The following is a 14,566-nucleotide window of genomic DNA, read 5'->3' as shown; positions in this document are numbered from 1 at the left end:
AACTCTACTTATATAAATTGTTATACTCTTCATCTGTTACAGGATCCAGCTATTCTACAATTCCGTTTTGGGTATTGGTATTGATGGCAATATGAGTAAACTCACTGTTTGGAGCTGCCCCGTGCCAGTGAATAACATTGGGAAGAATATTAACAATATCTCCAGTATGTAAAACCTGAACGGGCTTGTTTTTCTCCTGATAAAATCCTGATCCTGAAGTTACTATTAAAATCTGTCCGCCCCCATGAAAATGCCAATTATTTCTACAACTCGGTTCAAACGTTACATTTCCGATCTGGCAGTTGAGCTGATCCTCATTGGGTTTTATGATGTGAACCCATGCTGTTCCTCCTGAAAAATAGTCCGACGGAGCTTTTTCTCCCTTCGGAAAAATGTTTGTATTAAAAGTTTCCATAACGGTACAAAAGTCGAAACTTTCAGAGATATCTTACTTATACAGATTACCGAATTACTTACCAATTTCACAGGCACAATATCTGTTATGCTAGAAATTGGTAATTTTGAATCATAAAAATATACTTCATGGAAAATCAGGAGGTTGAAATCTATAACAGCGTCTCGGAATATAATAAAATGGCAAATCATGAAACACAGCATCCATTGGTAAGTGTAATTGATTTTTCCAAGTCAGCTCCCGTCTGCCAATACAGGAGAACATTTGGCTTTTATACCGTTTTCCTTAAAGATGTGATGTGCGGAGATATACAATACGGAAAACACAGCTATGATTACCAGGAAGGAACATTGGTTTTCATCGCACCGGGACAGACTTACGGAATTTATAATCATGGAAACTATGTGCAACCCGCAGGCTTTGCCTTGATTTTTCATCCGGACCTGTTAAAAGGAACCAATCTTGGAAAAAACATGAAAGAGTATAGTTTCTTTTCCTACGATGTACATGAAGCGCTGCATCTTTCAGAAAGAGAAAGGGAAATTGTCCTAGAATGTTTTAAAAATATAAAACTTGAGTTGGAGCAATCTATTGATAAACATAGTAAATCATTAATTGTAAATAATATTGAACTCTTCCTGAACTATTGTATGCGTTTCTACGATCGCCAGTTCATCACAAGAGATCATATCAATCAGGGGGTGATCGGTAAATTTGAAAATCTGGTTGATGATTACTTAAAGTCTGATAATCCAAAGAATATAGGTTTTCCAATGGTGAATTATTTTGCAGAAAAATTAAACCTGTCGGCAAATTATTTTGGCGACCTTATCAAAAAAGAACTGGGAATTTCTCCACAGGAATTGATCCACAACAAATTGATAGATATTGCCAAAGAACAGATTTTAGATCATGGAAAATCTATAAGTGAAATTTCTTACGATTTAGGATTCAAATATCCACAACATTTTACAAGATTGTTCAAAACTAAAGTAGGAGTTTCACCCAGCGAATATAAAACCCTGAATTGATTGTAACCAGAACTCCCACCAATCATTCTTTAAAGAAACAAATTCATTAAAATTTTAAAATAAACATAAAGAAAAAATTCGTGCATTCGTGGCATAAAAAGTCTAGCCACGGATGCACGAATTTTCAAGGGTATCTCATCCAAATTAAGACTTATCAAGAACAAATTATTTTTCTGGAAATCAATGTATTCATTAAGAGCATTGGTATTTAAAAAGACAAGTTTAATTTTTTATTCTCAAAAAACAGAATTATCTTTAATGGTAAAAGTTTTCAACATTTAGCATGAAACCACAGCAGAAAGAAACTTATGTTTTCAATACCAGATTCGGAAAAGTTATAGCATTGAAAGAAGAAGGCGTGATCAAGGCAAAAAGTATTCGCTATGCCCGTTCCGAAAGATTTCAAAAACCTGTTCCTGTAGAATATTCCGGTATGGATATTTCTTTTCCGGATAAAACTCCGGTTTGTCCACAGAAGCTGAGTCCACTGGTTGAAAAAATGATTGGAACAACCCCGGTTGATGAATTTGAACCAGATGAATCTACTCAATTTCTTTCTATAACCCGTCCGGAACATATTATTGAAAATGAAAAACTTCCCGTTATAATCTGGATTCATGGGGGATCTCATGAAATAGGCTGCGGAGATTTATCTACTGCTGACCCTGCCGAATGGGTAAAAGAACAGAATATCATTGTGGTAACTGTTTCGTACCGTCTGGGACTTTTCGGTTTTTTAGGCGGAGATGAAAAAAGACCTCCGAATCTGGGCTTGTTGGATATGATTGAAGCTTTAAAATGGATCAAAAATTATATCGAAGACTTTGGTGGAAATGCAGATAATATTACAATGCTTGGGCAGTCTTCCGGTGGGGATGCTATCGCACATTTGATGATTTCTGAGGGTGTGGAAAATTTATTTAAAAGAGTAATTATTCAAAGTGCACCATTAGGGTTACGTCATAAAAGACAAAAAATGTCTGCTGAATTTTTGAAGAAAACAGAAATCATTAAAGACGAAACTGATGTTTATAAAATGATGGATGATTATGGACAATTTGTTCCGTCTGTTATAAAATATGGTTTGAAAGCAGCAATGCCTTTTGGTACTCAATATGGTTTCCCTCCTTTATGCAGTGAAGAAGAATCTGTAGGAAAGTGGAGATCGAATGCGAAAAAATATGACGTATTGATAGGATTGAATAATGATGAAACCGCATTTTACCTCAAAACCTCAGAAGCTTTAAATAAATATTTTGGGAAAGGTCTGGGATTAAAAATAATGGATAAAACGGTTGAAAAAACTACCGATCTCATCTACGGAACTCCCGCTAAGATATTCGCAGAAAATCATGCAAAAGGTGGCGGAAATGTGTATTTATTCAGAATACATTCAAGGTTAAAAGAGAATCATATCGGGGCTCCTCACTGTATTGATCTTCCATTGATCTTTGGAAATGAAGACGCATGGAAATCTTCAGAGATGTTAAAAGATATTCCATGGAAAAATATCCAAGAGCATGGAAAGAAGCTGAGAGCACTTTGGGCTGAATTTGCCAGAACAGGAAAAATTTCTGATGAATCTGAGCGTCCGGAAATCTTAAAAATCCAGAAGATAGAATTGTAATTAATGATGAATGAATTGTTGTTAATTTAAATAAAAATGTATTATCTGTATGATTTTGTGTTCTTATTTCGTTGTTTTATAGATGATTGTAATTTTTAATAGAGATTTTTTATTATATTTATAAGACCAAATTCTAAAACAGTGAACTATGAAAACAAAAAATCTTCAGAACTCAAGAAAAGTTAACAGAGAAGAACTTAAACACCTACAAGGAGGAATTATCATCAGAGACAGAATATGCTGTTTTTATAACGAAGACAATTATTGCTGTGAATGGGCTATGGATCTATGGAACTGCCGAGGTATTAAATGCTAATATTACGGTAGGATAAAAAACAAAGCGTATATCACCTGATGTACGCTTTTATATTTTATTCCGGAACCCATACACTTACATTTCCGGCTGGCACAGAAAAATCTCCCCAACCGTTTTCGTCAATGATTACTTTATTTTTAAATCTTTTCAATAAGTCTTTAAACTTCTTTCCTGAATAGTTTTTACCCATTTCCATAGGTTTGTTGTAAGCATCTTTATTACTTAAAACAACAGCACATCCTAAATGTTGATCATCACCTTTGCGAACCCAGCCAAGGCAATTGGCGTCTTCAAAATAATCTTGTTGCTCTCCGTAAGCATATTCTTTTCTGGCTTTTAAAAGTGCTTCAATACCATCCACTTTCGGCATGAATATTTCCTGTTCATTTCCCTCGCGGTCCTTATCAATATAATGAGCACCATACAAATCAGGGTAAAAAACACATGGATAACCATCCTTTCGTAGCAGAATTAAAGCATAGGCAATAGGTTTAAACCATGGTTCAACCGGTGCTTCCAGATCCTGAAGAGGCTGTGTATCATGATTGGCTACCAAACTTACAGAATGCATCGGATCAGCCTGCGTAAGAGTTTCATCAAAAACTCGTCTTAAATCATAAGATGCACCTTCTTTTGATGCATTATGAAAGTTATTCTGTAGTGAACTGTCGAAAAGACTCATACAGCCTTCCGTTACTTCAATATATTTCTGAAGCAGATGAAGGTATCCCGGAGCCCAGTATTCTCCCACTGCAAAAATATTTTTTCCTGTATTGGAGCGGAGTAGAGTAAGCCATTCCTTGTAAAAATCAAAAGAAATATGTTTCAAAGCATCCAGTCGGACTCCATCAAAATCAGTCTGATCAAAATACCATTTTGCCCAATCGTTAAGCTCCTCTCTTACAAAAGGGTTCCGGTGTTCAATATCATTATACATCAGGTAATCATAATTACCTTTCTCATCATCGATCATTTCTTCCCAATCATTGCCATACTCAGATTGTATTTTATAAATATTCGAATCCATTCCTTCTGCATAATCTACGCCACTGAAACAAGTGAAATTCCATTCAAAATCAGAATATTTTTTTCCTCTTCCGGGGAAGGTAAACTTGGTGTAGGATTCTATTTCAAGAACTTCAGAAATTACTTTTTCCCTATTATTCTCATCTACTTTTACCACTTTGAACTTTTCCAGTTCATCACCACCTGCTTTATGTCCCAGTACAATATCTACAATGACCTCTATATTTTGCTTTTTTAAAGCGTTGATGGCTTTTAAATAATCATTTTTAGTTCCGTATCTGGTCGCTGTAGTTCCTTTTTGATCAAACTCTCCAAGGTCATAAAGATCATAAGCATCGTAGCCAACCGAATATCCTCCATTCGTTCCTTTATAGGCGGGAGGGAACCATACAGAAGTGATTCCGAGTTTTGCTAAATATTTGGCTTGTTTCTGAGCTTCGTTCCATAATTTTCCATCTCCTTCAGAATACCAGTGGAAAAACTGAATCATTGTTGGGTTCATAATTTGCTGATTTGGTGAATACAAGTTAGCAAAAAAATATTACCTATAAATTTTCAAATTCCTTAAACGGTATTTTTAGTTGAACGGAAACCAGTTTTTTTTCTTCTGTATTAAGGTGAGAAAGAGAGAGTCCGAGCAAACGGACAGCTTTATCAAACGGGCGGAGTTCCCAAAGCTTTTTTCCGGTATTGAAATACTGCTCAGGAGAATTAAAATATTCTTCGCGAGTTATACTTCTTGTAAAAAGAGAGAAATCTTTATACTTAATTTTTAAAGTTAAAGTTCTTCCGAGGATATTGTTTTTCTGTAAACGCTGGTGAAGTTCCTGGCTTAAACTTTCCAGTTTTTCATTGATCTGCTGTTCATCAAAAAGATCTTCAAAAAATGTCCTTTCCACTGCCACACTTTTCTGAATACGATGAGGTTTTACTTCAGAAGTATGAATACCGCGCACCACATTGTAATAATGCTGCCCGGATTTTCCAAAAATTCTCACCAGATCTTCCAGTGATCTTTTCTTTAAATCTTTTCCTTTGTAAATTCCTAAGCTAAACATTTTGTTAGCCGTAACTTTCCCAACGCCATAAAACTTTTCTACAGGCAATTCTTCAAGGAAGCCTTCCACTTTATCAGGATGAATAGTTTTTTGACCGTTAGGTTTATTGATGTCAGAAGCTACTTTTGCCAGAAATTTATTTACAGAAATCCCGGCGGAAGCAGTTAATCCCGTTTTTTCAAATATTTTCTGACGGATTTCTTTGGCAATCAGATTGGCAGATTCCATTCCTTTTTTATTTTCGGTGACATCCAGATAAGCTTCATCTAAAGATAATGGTTCTACCAGATCGGTATATTCATAGAAAATTTCACGGATCTGTTTAGAAATCTCTTTATATCGGGCAAAACGAGGTGGAACAAATATAAGTTCCGGACATCTCTCTTTTGCCGTTTTACTGGGCATAGCAGAACGTACGCCAAACTTTCTTGCTTCATAACTAGCTGCGGCTACCACACCTCGGTGCTGACCTCCTACAGCAATTGCCTTTCCTTTCAATGTTGGATTATCATGCTGCTCCACGGAAGCATAGAATGCATCCATATCTACGTGAATAATTTTACGAAGGGGCAAAGAAAAATCCATATACAAAGATATGGATTCCTTTATTTACGGTAAATTTTTTATAGAATGAAAAAAGAATTAGATAAAAAGATTACTTTCTATTTCTGTTTTCATACCTTATTTATTCTTTCAATCTCATTGTGAGTAATAATGGTTCAAAACCTGCTTTTTCATATGCTTTGATGGCAGATTCATTTTGTGCATATACATCCAGTCTTATTTCTGAGATATTTCTGGATTTAGCCCAATTTACAAGCTCATTGGTAATAATTTTATTAATTCCTTTTCCTCTGTATTCAGGTTTTACAAACATAAATCCTAAGTAAGCGTATTTTTTAAAATTATAATAATCCTTTTCTGTTTCTCTGATTAATGCATAACCGGACGCGACAATTTCATCCTTATCCTCTACAACAATTAAAGTAGCATCCGGAGACGTAATAAAATGACTCAGATCATAATAATGGATCTCTCCGTTAATCAATGTACTGTTGAAAGGTCTTTCTGCAGTAACAATTCCCTGTTCAAATTCTAAAAGAATTTTTAAATCCTGTTCTGTGGCTTCTCTTGTGATCATGGTTTAAATTAATATAGATAAAAAATTTAAGCACTTGATGTAAGTGCTTAATAATATGTTTGTTATTTAAAGTTATTGTAAAAGTTTGTCTATGGTTTGCTGAATTTCAGGGTCCTCCGGAGAAATAGCATAATATTTGGCAATAGACGATTTCTGGTCGATAATCATATATCGTGGAATCCAGTTCAGATCAATATAATTATTGAAGTTGTTTTTCCATCCGGATGCAAACCAATAATTATCCTTATCCTTCATATTGAATCTTACAAGGCTTTTATCAAATCCTTCTTTAGATCTTTCCAGAGATAGGAACACAAAGTCTACATTCGGATTGTTTTTTTCCAATACCTCAGCCTTTGGAAGTGCAAGTAAACAGTCTCTGCACCATCCTGCCCAAAAATCGATTACTAAAACTTTTCCTTTATGCTGATCAAGAATCTGTTGGATTGTAATTGCTTTTCCTTCTTCATCTTCCAGTTTTTGAGCTAAGGCTTCCTTGGAAAAACCGGTTTTAAGAACGGTAGGGACTTTTTGTGAATAACTTAGTCCAAATAATCCTACCATAAATATTAATAACAACTTTTTCATTTCTTACAATTTCATTTATACAAATCTAAACAATGCTTTGCAATCTTAGATTGATTTTTTATGAATTGGTAAAAATTTATGTTATTGAAATTTTCTATGGATGTTGATGGAAGATGGTTTACTTCTGCGATATTTTACTGCCACGAATGCACGAATAAAATGAAAAAACTTGTATTCGTAGCGATAAATAAAGTGTTTCTATTGATAATTTTTAATCAATCCTTTTACTACTGTGATTACATTCGGCATGGCTTTGTTGGCTGCATTTAAAACTTCTTCGTGAGAAACAGCAAAAGCAATGTCCGGTCCGCCAAGATCGGTAATAACAGACATACAGAAAACGTCCATTCCCATATGTTTTGCTACGATAACTTCGGGAACGGTACTCATTCCTACCATATCGCCACCAATGGCTTTGATCATTCCGTACTCGGCAGGAGTTTCAAAAGTAGGACCTTGCAGAGCAACGTAAATTCCTTGGTGGATGTTAATATTTTGTTCTGAAGCAACTTTTTCAGCTACGGTGATCATTTTTTTGTTATAAGGTTCACTCATATCCACGAATCGTGGTCCGAGTTCATCAATATTTTTACCTCGAAGCGGGTGCTCAGGCATCATATTGATATGATCTTTTAAAATAACAATATCAGCAATGTTGTATGCAGGATTCACTCCGCCACAAGCATTGGAAAGAATTAAGTTTTTGATTCCCAATAAATGGAAAACTCTGATCGGAAAAGTTACTGTTTCCATAGAATGTCCTTCATAGTAATGAAAGCGCCCACTCATCATTAAAACTTTTTTTCCTTCCAGAATTCCGTAAATAAGTTTCCCGGTATGTCCTACTACCGTAGTCTGTGGGAAATTTGGAATGTCTTGGTATTCTAAAACGTGGATCGGTTCTACTTCATTCTGCAATTTTCCAAGCCCGGATCCTAAAACAACCGCAAAATCAGGAGTTTCCTGAATTATATTTTTGATAAAATCAGCTGTCTCTTTAATTTTTTCTAACATAATCTAAGATGATTTGATTGAATTCTTCCTTTTTATCAATGATGACATTGATTGGCCAGTAGTAAACAATTTCTCTAAGATAGTCAAAAGTTTTCAGACGAACATAATCTTTCTCTGTGGTTAATATCAGCTTATATTCTCCTAATTTTTTATACTCAGCAAGAATTTTTTTAATATCATCATCCGTGAAATTATGATGATCTCTGAATTTTAAATGCTTAACTCTTTTTGAGAATTTTGCCAGATGCTCCAAAAGCGGTTTAGGATTAGCAATTCCCGTGATCAGTAAAATATCATAATAATTCAGGTTGTTATCCGGAAGTATTTTATCTTTTCCGTACACGTTTTCATCGTATCCTATAGATGAAAAGAAGACTTTTTGGTTATAAGCAGGTCTTATCCTTGAGATATAATATCTTTTCGTTTCCTCAGTCAGTTCATCAGGACATTTGCTGACCATGATAATATCTGCTCTTTTATATCCTGACCTGGATTCTCTAAGGTCTCCGGCTGGAAGTAAATAATCTTTGAAGAAAGGATCATTAAAATCAGTCATCAAAATATTAAATCCTGGCTTGATGGCTCTGTGCTGCATAGCATCATCCAAAACCAAAACTTCCAGGTCCATATCTTCAATCACTTTCTTGGCACCGGGAACGCGTTCTTCTGATACAGCAATGACAAAACGGTTTTTGAAACGTTCAAAAAGCTGCATGGCTTCGTCACCTACCATCTTATAGTTGCTGTCATAATTGGTCACTTCGTACCCCTTAGTCAGTCTTCCGTAGCCACGTGAAAGGACTCCGGTTCTATAGTGTTTGGATAGATATTGGGCAAGATACATCACCATTGGTGATTTTCCGCTTCCGCCCACAGAAAGGTTCCCGACATTGATAATCGGTGTCTTAAATTTTGTTGACTTAAAAATTCCCCAATCATACATTGTGTTTCGGATACCCGTTACCAAATGATAACCAAGGGAAAAAGGATAAAGGTACCATCTTTTCATACGATTGCAAAAATAGGAATTTTCATAGGGATTCAATGTAATATTATCAAAGACTTTTCAACAAATATTTCGTTAAATTAAAGTATTTTTGTGGAGTTATTATAATACTTTGAGATACTTTATTGAATTTTCTTACAACGGAAAGAATTATTTCGGCTACCAGATCCAGCCGGATGCCATTTCTGTGCAGGAAGAACTGGAAAAAGCGCTTTCCACCATTTTAAGAGAAGAGATTAAAACTACCGGTGCCGGAAGAACGGATACCGGAGTTCATGCCAAGAAAATATTTGCCCATTTCGATACTGAAAAGGAGCTTAGTGATGAGCTTCCACGCAGACTGAACAGTTTTCTGCCTCAGGATATTTCCATCGAAAGGATTTTTAAGGTGAAAGATGATTTTCATGCCCGTTTTGATGCAACTTACAGAACGTATGAATATTATATCTCCTTGTCAAAAAATCCATTTACCCAGGAATCTGCATGGCAACACTGGAAAAGACCACTGGATATCGATAAAATGAACGAGGCGTGTAAGATCTTATTCGAATACGAGGATTTTACAAGTTTTGCAAAATTAAAAACCGACAATAAGACCAATATCTGTAAAATGTATAAAGCAGAATGGGAACAGAATGGGACTGAACTTAAATTCACTGTCTCTGCCAACCGTTTTCTGAGAAATATGGTTCGTGCTATTGTAGGAACAATGGTAGAGATCGGTACTGGAAAACTGAAACCGGAAGATATGCGTAAAGTCATTGAAGACAAAAACCGTAATGCTGCCGGAACTTCTGCACCTGCCCACGGATTGTATCTTGTGGATGTAGGCTACGAATTCTAATAAAAACTAAAAAACTATTTAATCATGTTATCAATTATTATTCTTATCGGTGCTTATCGGTATTATGCGCAATTAGCTGAGAGATTTGGGAAAGTAAAGTGGCACTTCGGGCTTCTTGCCATAGGTGTATATTTAGGAACTCAGGTTATTTTAGGACTTTCTTATGGGTTTTATTTGGCTTCTACTAATCCTGATTCTTTGGATAATGTAAATTATACAGGGTTTTCCGCGGTAAATATTGTCAGCTGGTTGATTTCCCTTGTTGCAGTTTGGGCTGTTTATGAGGTGCTTGCCAGAAAATTTAAAAGAGAGAAACTTTATAAGCCTTCTATTGATATACAAAAGATCGGAGAAATTTCAGAGGATTAAATAATAGAACTTTTCACAGACGAAAGATATTCATTCTGTAAATGATAGGTATCTGGAATTTTCTATAATGATTTGCAAAAGTTGTAAAGGCTGAGAATTTATAAAGTCTTATTTTTGCATAGAATTTTAATTCTTTTCTTCAATTCGAATAATGAAAAAACAAGATACCTGGGGAATTGTAAAAAGGCTGTTCTTTATTGGAATGAAATTTCGTTCATGGTTCATCCTTACCTTAATAATTTCCGTAATACTTTCAATAGTTTCTACTTACAGACCATATCTTACCATGGAAGTAGTGGATAATGACATCACCAAGCTACAGGATAAAGCTTTGATGATGAAACATATCTATATTTTGGTGGGATTAGTGTTTGCAGAAACCGTTCTTAACTTCTTTTTAGTTTATTTTTCAAACTTTATCTCTCAAAATGTAATCAGAGATATCAGGGAGAGATTGTATTCTAAACTGATCTATTTTAAAACATCATTTTTTGATAAAACTCCGATTGGGCAATTGGTAACCCGTGCCGTAGGAGATGTGGAAACTATTGCAACCGTTTATACAGACGGTTTCCTGATGGTTTTTGGGGATATTCTGAGAATTGTCTTTGTTTTGGTAATGATGTTCAGTACAAATGTTCACCTGAGTTATATTACGCTGGCAATTTTACCTTTAATGGTAGTGATCACCAGATTTTTCCAGAAGAGACTTAAAAAAGCTTTTGGTGACGAAAGAAACTGGACGGCTACTCAAAACTCTTTTGTACAGGAAAGATTGGCAGGGATGCCAATTATTCAGGTTTTCAACAGGCAGGAATCTGAGTTCAAGAAGTTTGATGAGATCAATATTACTTTGAAAGGAGCTTTATTGAGAACGGTATTTATCTTTTCATTGTTTTTCCCTGTTGTAGAACTTATTTCATCATTATTTATCGGATTTATCTTGTTTTATGGAGGATATATTACGATCAGTGCAGGGGTTGTTATTGCCTTTATTCAATATATTTCAATGTTAATTCGTCCTTTAAGACAGATTGCAGATCGTTTTAATAATATCCAAAGAGGTATTGTAGGTGCAGAAAGAGTGTTGGGATTAATGGATGAAGAAATTTCGATGCCGAATACTGGTACAGTGAAAAAAGATCATTTTGCAGGTAAAATAGAATTCCAGAAAGTACATTTTGCTTATGACGAAAAACAGGAAGTACTGAAAGGCATTGATTTTAAAGTAAATCCAGGAGAGACCGTTGCTATTGTAGGTGCTACTGGTGCAGGAAAATCTACTATTATCAGTCTGATCACAAGGCTTTATGATATCAATTCCGGGAATATTCTTATCGATGATGTGAATTTAAAGGATTATGAGCTTTATAATCTGAGAAGCCATATCGGAGTGGTATTGCAGGATGTATTCCTTTTCCATGGAAGTATTTTTGAAAACTTATCTTTCGGAGATGAAACGATTACTTTAGAAAAAATAAAAGCGGGAGCCAAAGAAATTGAAGTAGATCAGTTTATTGAGCAGCTTCCTGGAGGATATGATTATGTGGTAAGTGAAAGAGGTTCTTCCATCTCTTTAGGGCAAAGACAATTACTGTCTTTTCTGAGAGCCTATTTATCAGATCCGAAAATATTGATTCTGGATGAGGCAACTTCTTCTATTGATCATGAAAGTGAAAAACTGATTCAGAGAGCAACAGAAAAAATTACCAAAAACAGAACATCAATCATTATTGCTCACAGACTTTCCACCATTGAAAAAGCGGATAAGATTATTGTGATGGAGCACGGTAAGATTGTGGAAGAAGGAAAGCATCTTGATCTTTTAGATAAAAACGGATATTATTCTACTCTTTACAAAGCTCAGCTGCGTCATGAAGTAGAATTGGAAGAAGAGAAAAAATCATAATCCATAAGGAATAAATCCAAGATCATTTTTCCAGGCATTACCATATTTTTCAGTTAAAATTTTAGCAATCGCAAGATTATTTTCCGAAGCTTGCTTTGAGATTTCAGGGCTTATCACGCAGTTTTGATATACTACACCTGTCTGGTATTTTTTCTTGAATTCTTCGTGGCTTTTTGAAAGAAGTCCAAATTGAATAAAGTGAGGAATATTTTCTTCTTTTATTTCATGTTTCTTTCCTTTTTGCTGAGTAAGAACAACAATTTCATTTGTCTTCTGAGCAGAAATAAACCCTGAAAAAGAAAATGTAATGAAAAGGAATAATTTGTAGTTTTTCATGGATGGTTAATTTATAGGTCTGATGAAAAAATATTAAAGAAGTTAAATTAATACTAAAAAAGAGAGCAATCGCTCTCTTTTTTATTTACAAATTGTTAGAATTTTATTTTCTGAGTAACAGTTTTTCCATCCTTTAAAACAACTGCAACTGTTATGATTGTATTGGTTTGATCTATCGGAATTCTTACTTCTGATAAATTTACATTGGTTTTGTAAGTAAGTAATCTTCCTGAAGCATCATAAATATGTAATGTCGAAATTTTTGCATCACTTTTTACATATACGGAGCTTCCATCTTTCACAATGAATGAATCTTTTGCCTTCATATTATTTTGTACCGATAATGAAGCCTGTGGTTCAATAATTACTGTATAGTCTTCTACTTGCCCATATCTAGGAGTATAACATCCTGTAATACTACTACCGTTAAGATCTCCAATAATTCTCATTCTTAAAGGAGTGTTGGTTACAGCATTTGCAGGAGGTGTTACAGAAGCCGTAGCAAATGAGCCATAGTTTATTCCACTTTGATTAAGAATTAATTCTGTAGATTCATCAAACTGTCCGTTATTATTGTAATCGATGTATGCTTTTATCGTGTGGGCATTATATGTTCCAGGAGCAACAGTAATCGTTGTTGCCGTATTTTGTGGAATGGTTGTTTTTGTAGTTCCTAAGCAATAGGTTCCTGTAAAATTTTCGTAGAAATTATTGGCTGCAGAGGTATAATTGGCAGAGTAGTTATTGATGTTTGCAAACTTTACAGACGTAATACCAATACTATAATTTCCAGGGTTTGTTATAGATGCAGGTACACATGCTGTAGTAAGTGAAGCATTATTGTCAATAGCGGTTGTAGAAGCAACTGGAGAATCTATCAACGATTGTCTGTAATGGAGAAGCTGTGCAGTGGCTCTGTCTGCTTGCCCCTGTGTGAATAAATTTCTAAAGCAGTATGTGTAAGCCATGATATTTCTCTCTCCTCCTGCATAGGTTTGGTTAGTACATGGATTAATTTGCCCGGTTTGGCAGGTAGAAGGTACTGTAGGATGATAAAGGCTCTTCATTGGTTCTGTATCACAAACAAGGTCACCATCCAGCGTACAATCGTTATTGGTAGGGCAAGCTCCTGTAGTTGCATTATACCCGTCATGGGTATGCTTGAGCCCTAATGCATGACCAAATTCATGGGCTAAAGTTTGTGCATTTACAGCTGAAGCACTTGATGACATGAAAGCATAATCGAGGCTGTTTCCAGGATAATAGGCGAAACCATTTAAAGCTCCTGAATTAGATGTAAGTTTTTTAACAACATAAATATTGTAATATTTACTGGTATTCCATTGTCCCATTGATGTGATTTCTGCAGCGGTTACGGCATTGGTGGTATTATCGTTATTCACCCCACCACTTACGTATTTAGGGAGATTGGATGCATCAATTCGGTTGATTCCGCTGGTAGGGTTGCAATTTGGGTTTATTTTTGCAAAAACAAACTTTACAGGTAAAACAGAGCTTGTAGATGCCATTCCGCTGGAAGAATTTCCTGCAAAAACACCATTGGTATAATTAACCCAGGCAATAATATCAGCATCAGATTTATTATAAGCCGTTCCTATCGGACTTCCGTCTCCTACAACGTGTACTACGATAGGAATTTCATACACTGCATTTCTGTTTAGTTTTGAAGCCAGTTTTCCGCTTTTGATCATTTGAGATAATTCCCGATTAAATGCATCTTCATTAGCTTTTTGTTCCGGGAATCTGGCGTAATGTTTTTGCATTAATTCATCAGTTCCACATAATTGAAATTCTCCTGTTTGTGAATACAGGGATGTAGATAAAGTCCCTGCTAGACAGAGAAATAATAGTTTTTTCATTGCTTT

At 35.2% G+C, this 14,566-nt stretch carries 15 protein-coding genes; 6 read left to right on the top strand and 9 right to left on the bottom strand.

All coding sequences use genetic code 11. The annotated features are described in order from the left end of the window. Positions 1-49: 49 nt before the first annotated feature. Entirely contained in the window at positions 50-415 is a 366-nt protein-coding gene (locus tag BBI01_RS13770) for a cupin domain-containing protein (RefSeq protein ID WP_065395239.1), read from the bottom strand. Between the two features lie 128 nt (positions 416-543). On the opposite strand from BBI01_RS13770, the gene BBI01_RS13765 reads away from it, so the two are divergent. From BBI01_RS13765 to BBI01_RS22835, 3 genes are all read left to right on the top strand, one after another. Then, positions 544-1,446 (top strand): helix-turn-helix domain-containing protein, encoded by a 903-nt coding sequence (locus tag BBI01_RS13765; protein ID WP_065395238.1) that lies wholly within the window; start codon positions 544-546, stop codon positions 1,444-1,446. 283 nt (positions 1,447-1,729) lie between these two features. Next, positions 1,730-3,073: a carboxylesterase family protein gene (locus BBI01_RS13760; RefSeq protein WP_083190107.1), complete on the top strand. Its 1,344-nt coding sequence runs from the start codon at positions 1,730-1,732 to the stop codon at positions 3,071-3,073. A 148-nt stretch (positions 3,074-3,221) separates the two neighbouring features. Beyond that, entirely contained in the window at positions 3,222-3,389 is a 168-nt protein-coding gene (locus tag BBI01_RS22835; RefSeq protein WP_165602251.1) for a hypothetical protein, read from the top strand. 55 nt (positions 3,390-3,444) lie between these two features. Here the strand turns inward: BBI01_RS22835 and BBI01_RS13755 are convergent, their stop codons facing one another. The 6 genes from BBI01_RS13755 to lpxK all read right to left on the bottom strand — a co-directional run bounded on the left by BBI01_RS13755 (position 3,445) and on the right by lpxK (position 9,225). Next, positions 3,445-4,917: an alpha-amylase gene (locus BBI01_RS13755; protein ID WP_065395237.1), complete on the bottom strand. Its 1,473-nt coding sequence runs from the start codon at positions 4,915-4,917 to the stop codon at positions 3,445-3,447. A gap of 43 nt (positions 4,918-4,960) precedes the next feature. Next, positions 4,961-6,058 carry a DNA polymerase IV gene (dinB, locus tag BBI01_RS13750; protein WP_065395236.1) on the bottom strand — a complete coding sequence of 366 codons (1,098 nt, stop codon included), beginning with the start codon at positions 6,056-6,058 and terminating at the stop codon, positions 4,961-4,963. Positions 6,059-6,158: 100 nt separating this feature from the next. Beyond that, a complete protein-coding gene (locus BBI01_RS13745; protein ID WP_065395235.1) occupies positions 6,159-6,614 on the bottom strand; it encodes a GNAT family N-acetyltransferase in 456 nt (151 codons plus the stop codon). 72 nt (positions 6,615-6,686) lie between these two features. Continuing rightward, positions 6,687-7,202, bottom strand: a complete 516-nt coding sequence (locus BBI01_RS13740) for a TlpA family protein disulfide reductase (protein ID WP_065395234.1) — start codon at positions 7,200-7,202, stop codon at positions 6,687-6,689. Positions 7,203-7,400: 198 nt separating this feature from the next. Continuing rightward, positions 7,401-8,216 carry a purine-nucleoside phosphorylase gene (locus BBI01_RS13735; RefSeq protein WP_065395233.1) on the bottom strand — a complete coding sequence of 272 codons (816 nt, stop codon included), beginning with the start codon at positions 8,214-8,216 and terminating at the stop codon, positions 7,401-7,403. Then, positions 8,200-9,225, bottom strand: coding sequence for a tetraacyldisaccharide 4'-kinase (lpxK, locus tag BBI01_RS13730; protein ID WP_065395232.1), 1,026 nt, complete (start codon positions 9,223-9,225; stop codon positions 8,200-8,202). Before lpxK ends, BBI01_RS13735 begins: the two co-directional genes overlap by 17 nt. Positions 9,226-9,334: 109 nt before the next feature. On the opposite strand from lpxK, the gene truA reads away from it, so the two are divergent. The 3 genes from truA (at position 9,335) to BBI01_RS13715 (ending at position 12,344) form a co-directional block, all read left to right on the top strand. Next, positions 9,335-10,066 (top strand): tRNA pseudouridine(38-40) synthase TruA, encoded by a 732-nt coding sequence (gene truA / locus BBI01_RS13725; protein ID WP_065395421.1) that lies wholly within the window; start codon positions 9,335-9,337, stop codon positions 10,064-10,066. Between the two features lie 24 nt (positions 10,067-10,090). Continuing rightward, complete coding sequence (locus BBI01_RS13720) at positions 10,091-10,435, top strand: hypothetical protein (RefSeq protein ID WP_065395231.1); 345 nt, start codon at positions 10,091-10,093, stop codon at positions 10,433-10,435. 151 nt (positions 10,436-10,586) lie between these two features. Beyond that, positions 10,587-12,344, top strand: a complete 1,758-nt coding sequence (locus BBI01_RS13715; RefSeq protein WP_065395230.1) for an ABC transporter ATP-binding protein — start codon at positions 10,587-10,589, stop codon at positions 12,342-12,344. Here the strand turns inward: BBI01_RS13715 and BBI01_RS13710 are convergent. Continuing rightward, positions 12,339-12,680, bottom strand: coding sequence for an FEKKY domain-containing protein (locus BBI01_RS13710; RefSeq protein WP_065395229.1), 342 nt, complete (start codon positions 12,678-12,680; stop codon positions 12,339-12,341). The genes BBI01_RS13715 and BBI01_RS13710 overlap by 6 nt on opposite strands. 95 nt (positions 12,681-12,775) lie before the next feature. Further along, complete coding sequence (locus BBI01_RS13705) at positions 12,776-14,560, bottom strand: M43 family zinc metalloprotease (protein WP_065395228.1); 1,785 nt, start codon at positions 14,558-14,560, stop codon at positions 12,776-12,778. Between the last annotated feature and the right edge of the window lie 6 nt (positions 14,561-14,566).

The organism is Chryseobacterium artocarpi (genome assembly GCF_001684975.1).
Taxonomy (GTDB): Bacteria; Bacteroidota; Bacteroidia; order Flavobacteriales; family Weeksellaceae; genus Chryseobacterium; species Chryseobacterium artocarpi.
This window is presented reverse-complemented; position numbering and strand designations above follow the sequence as displayed.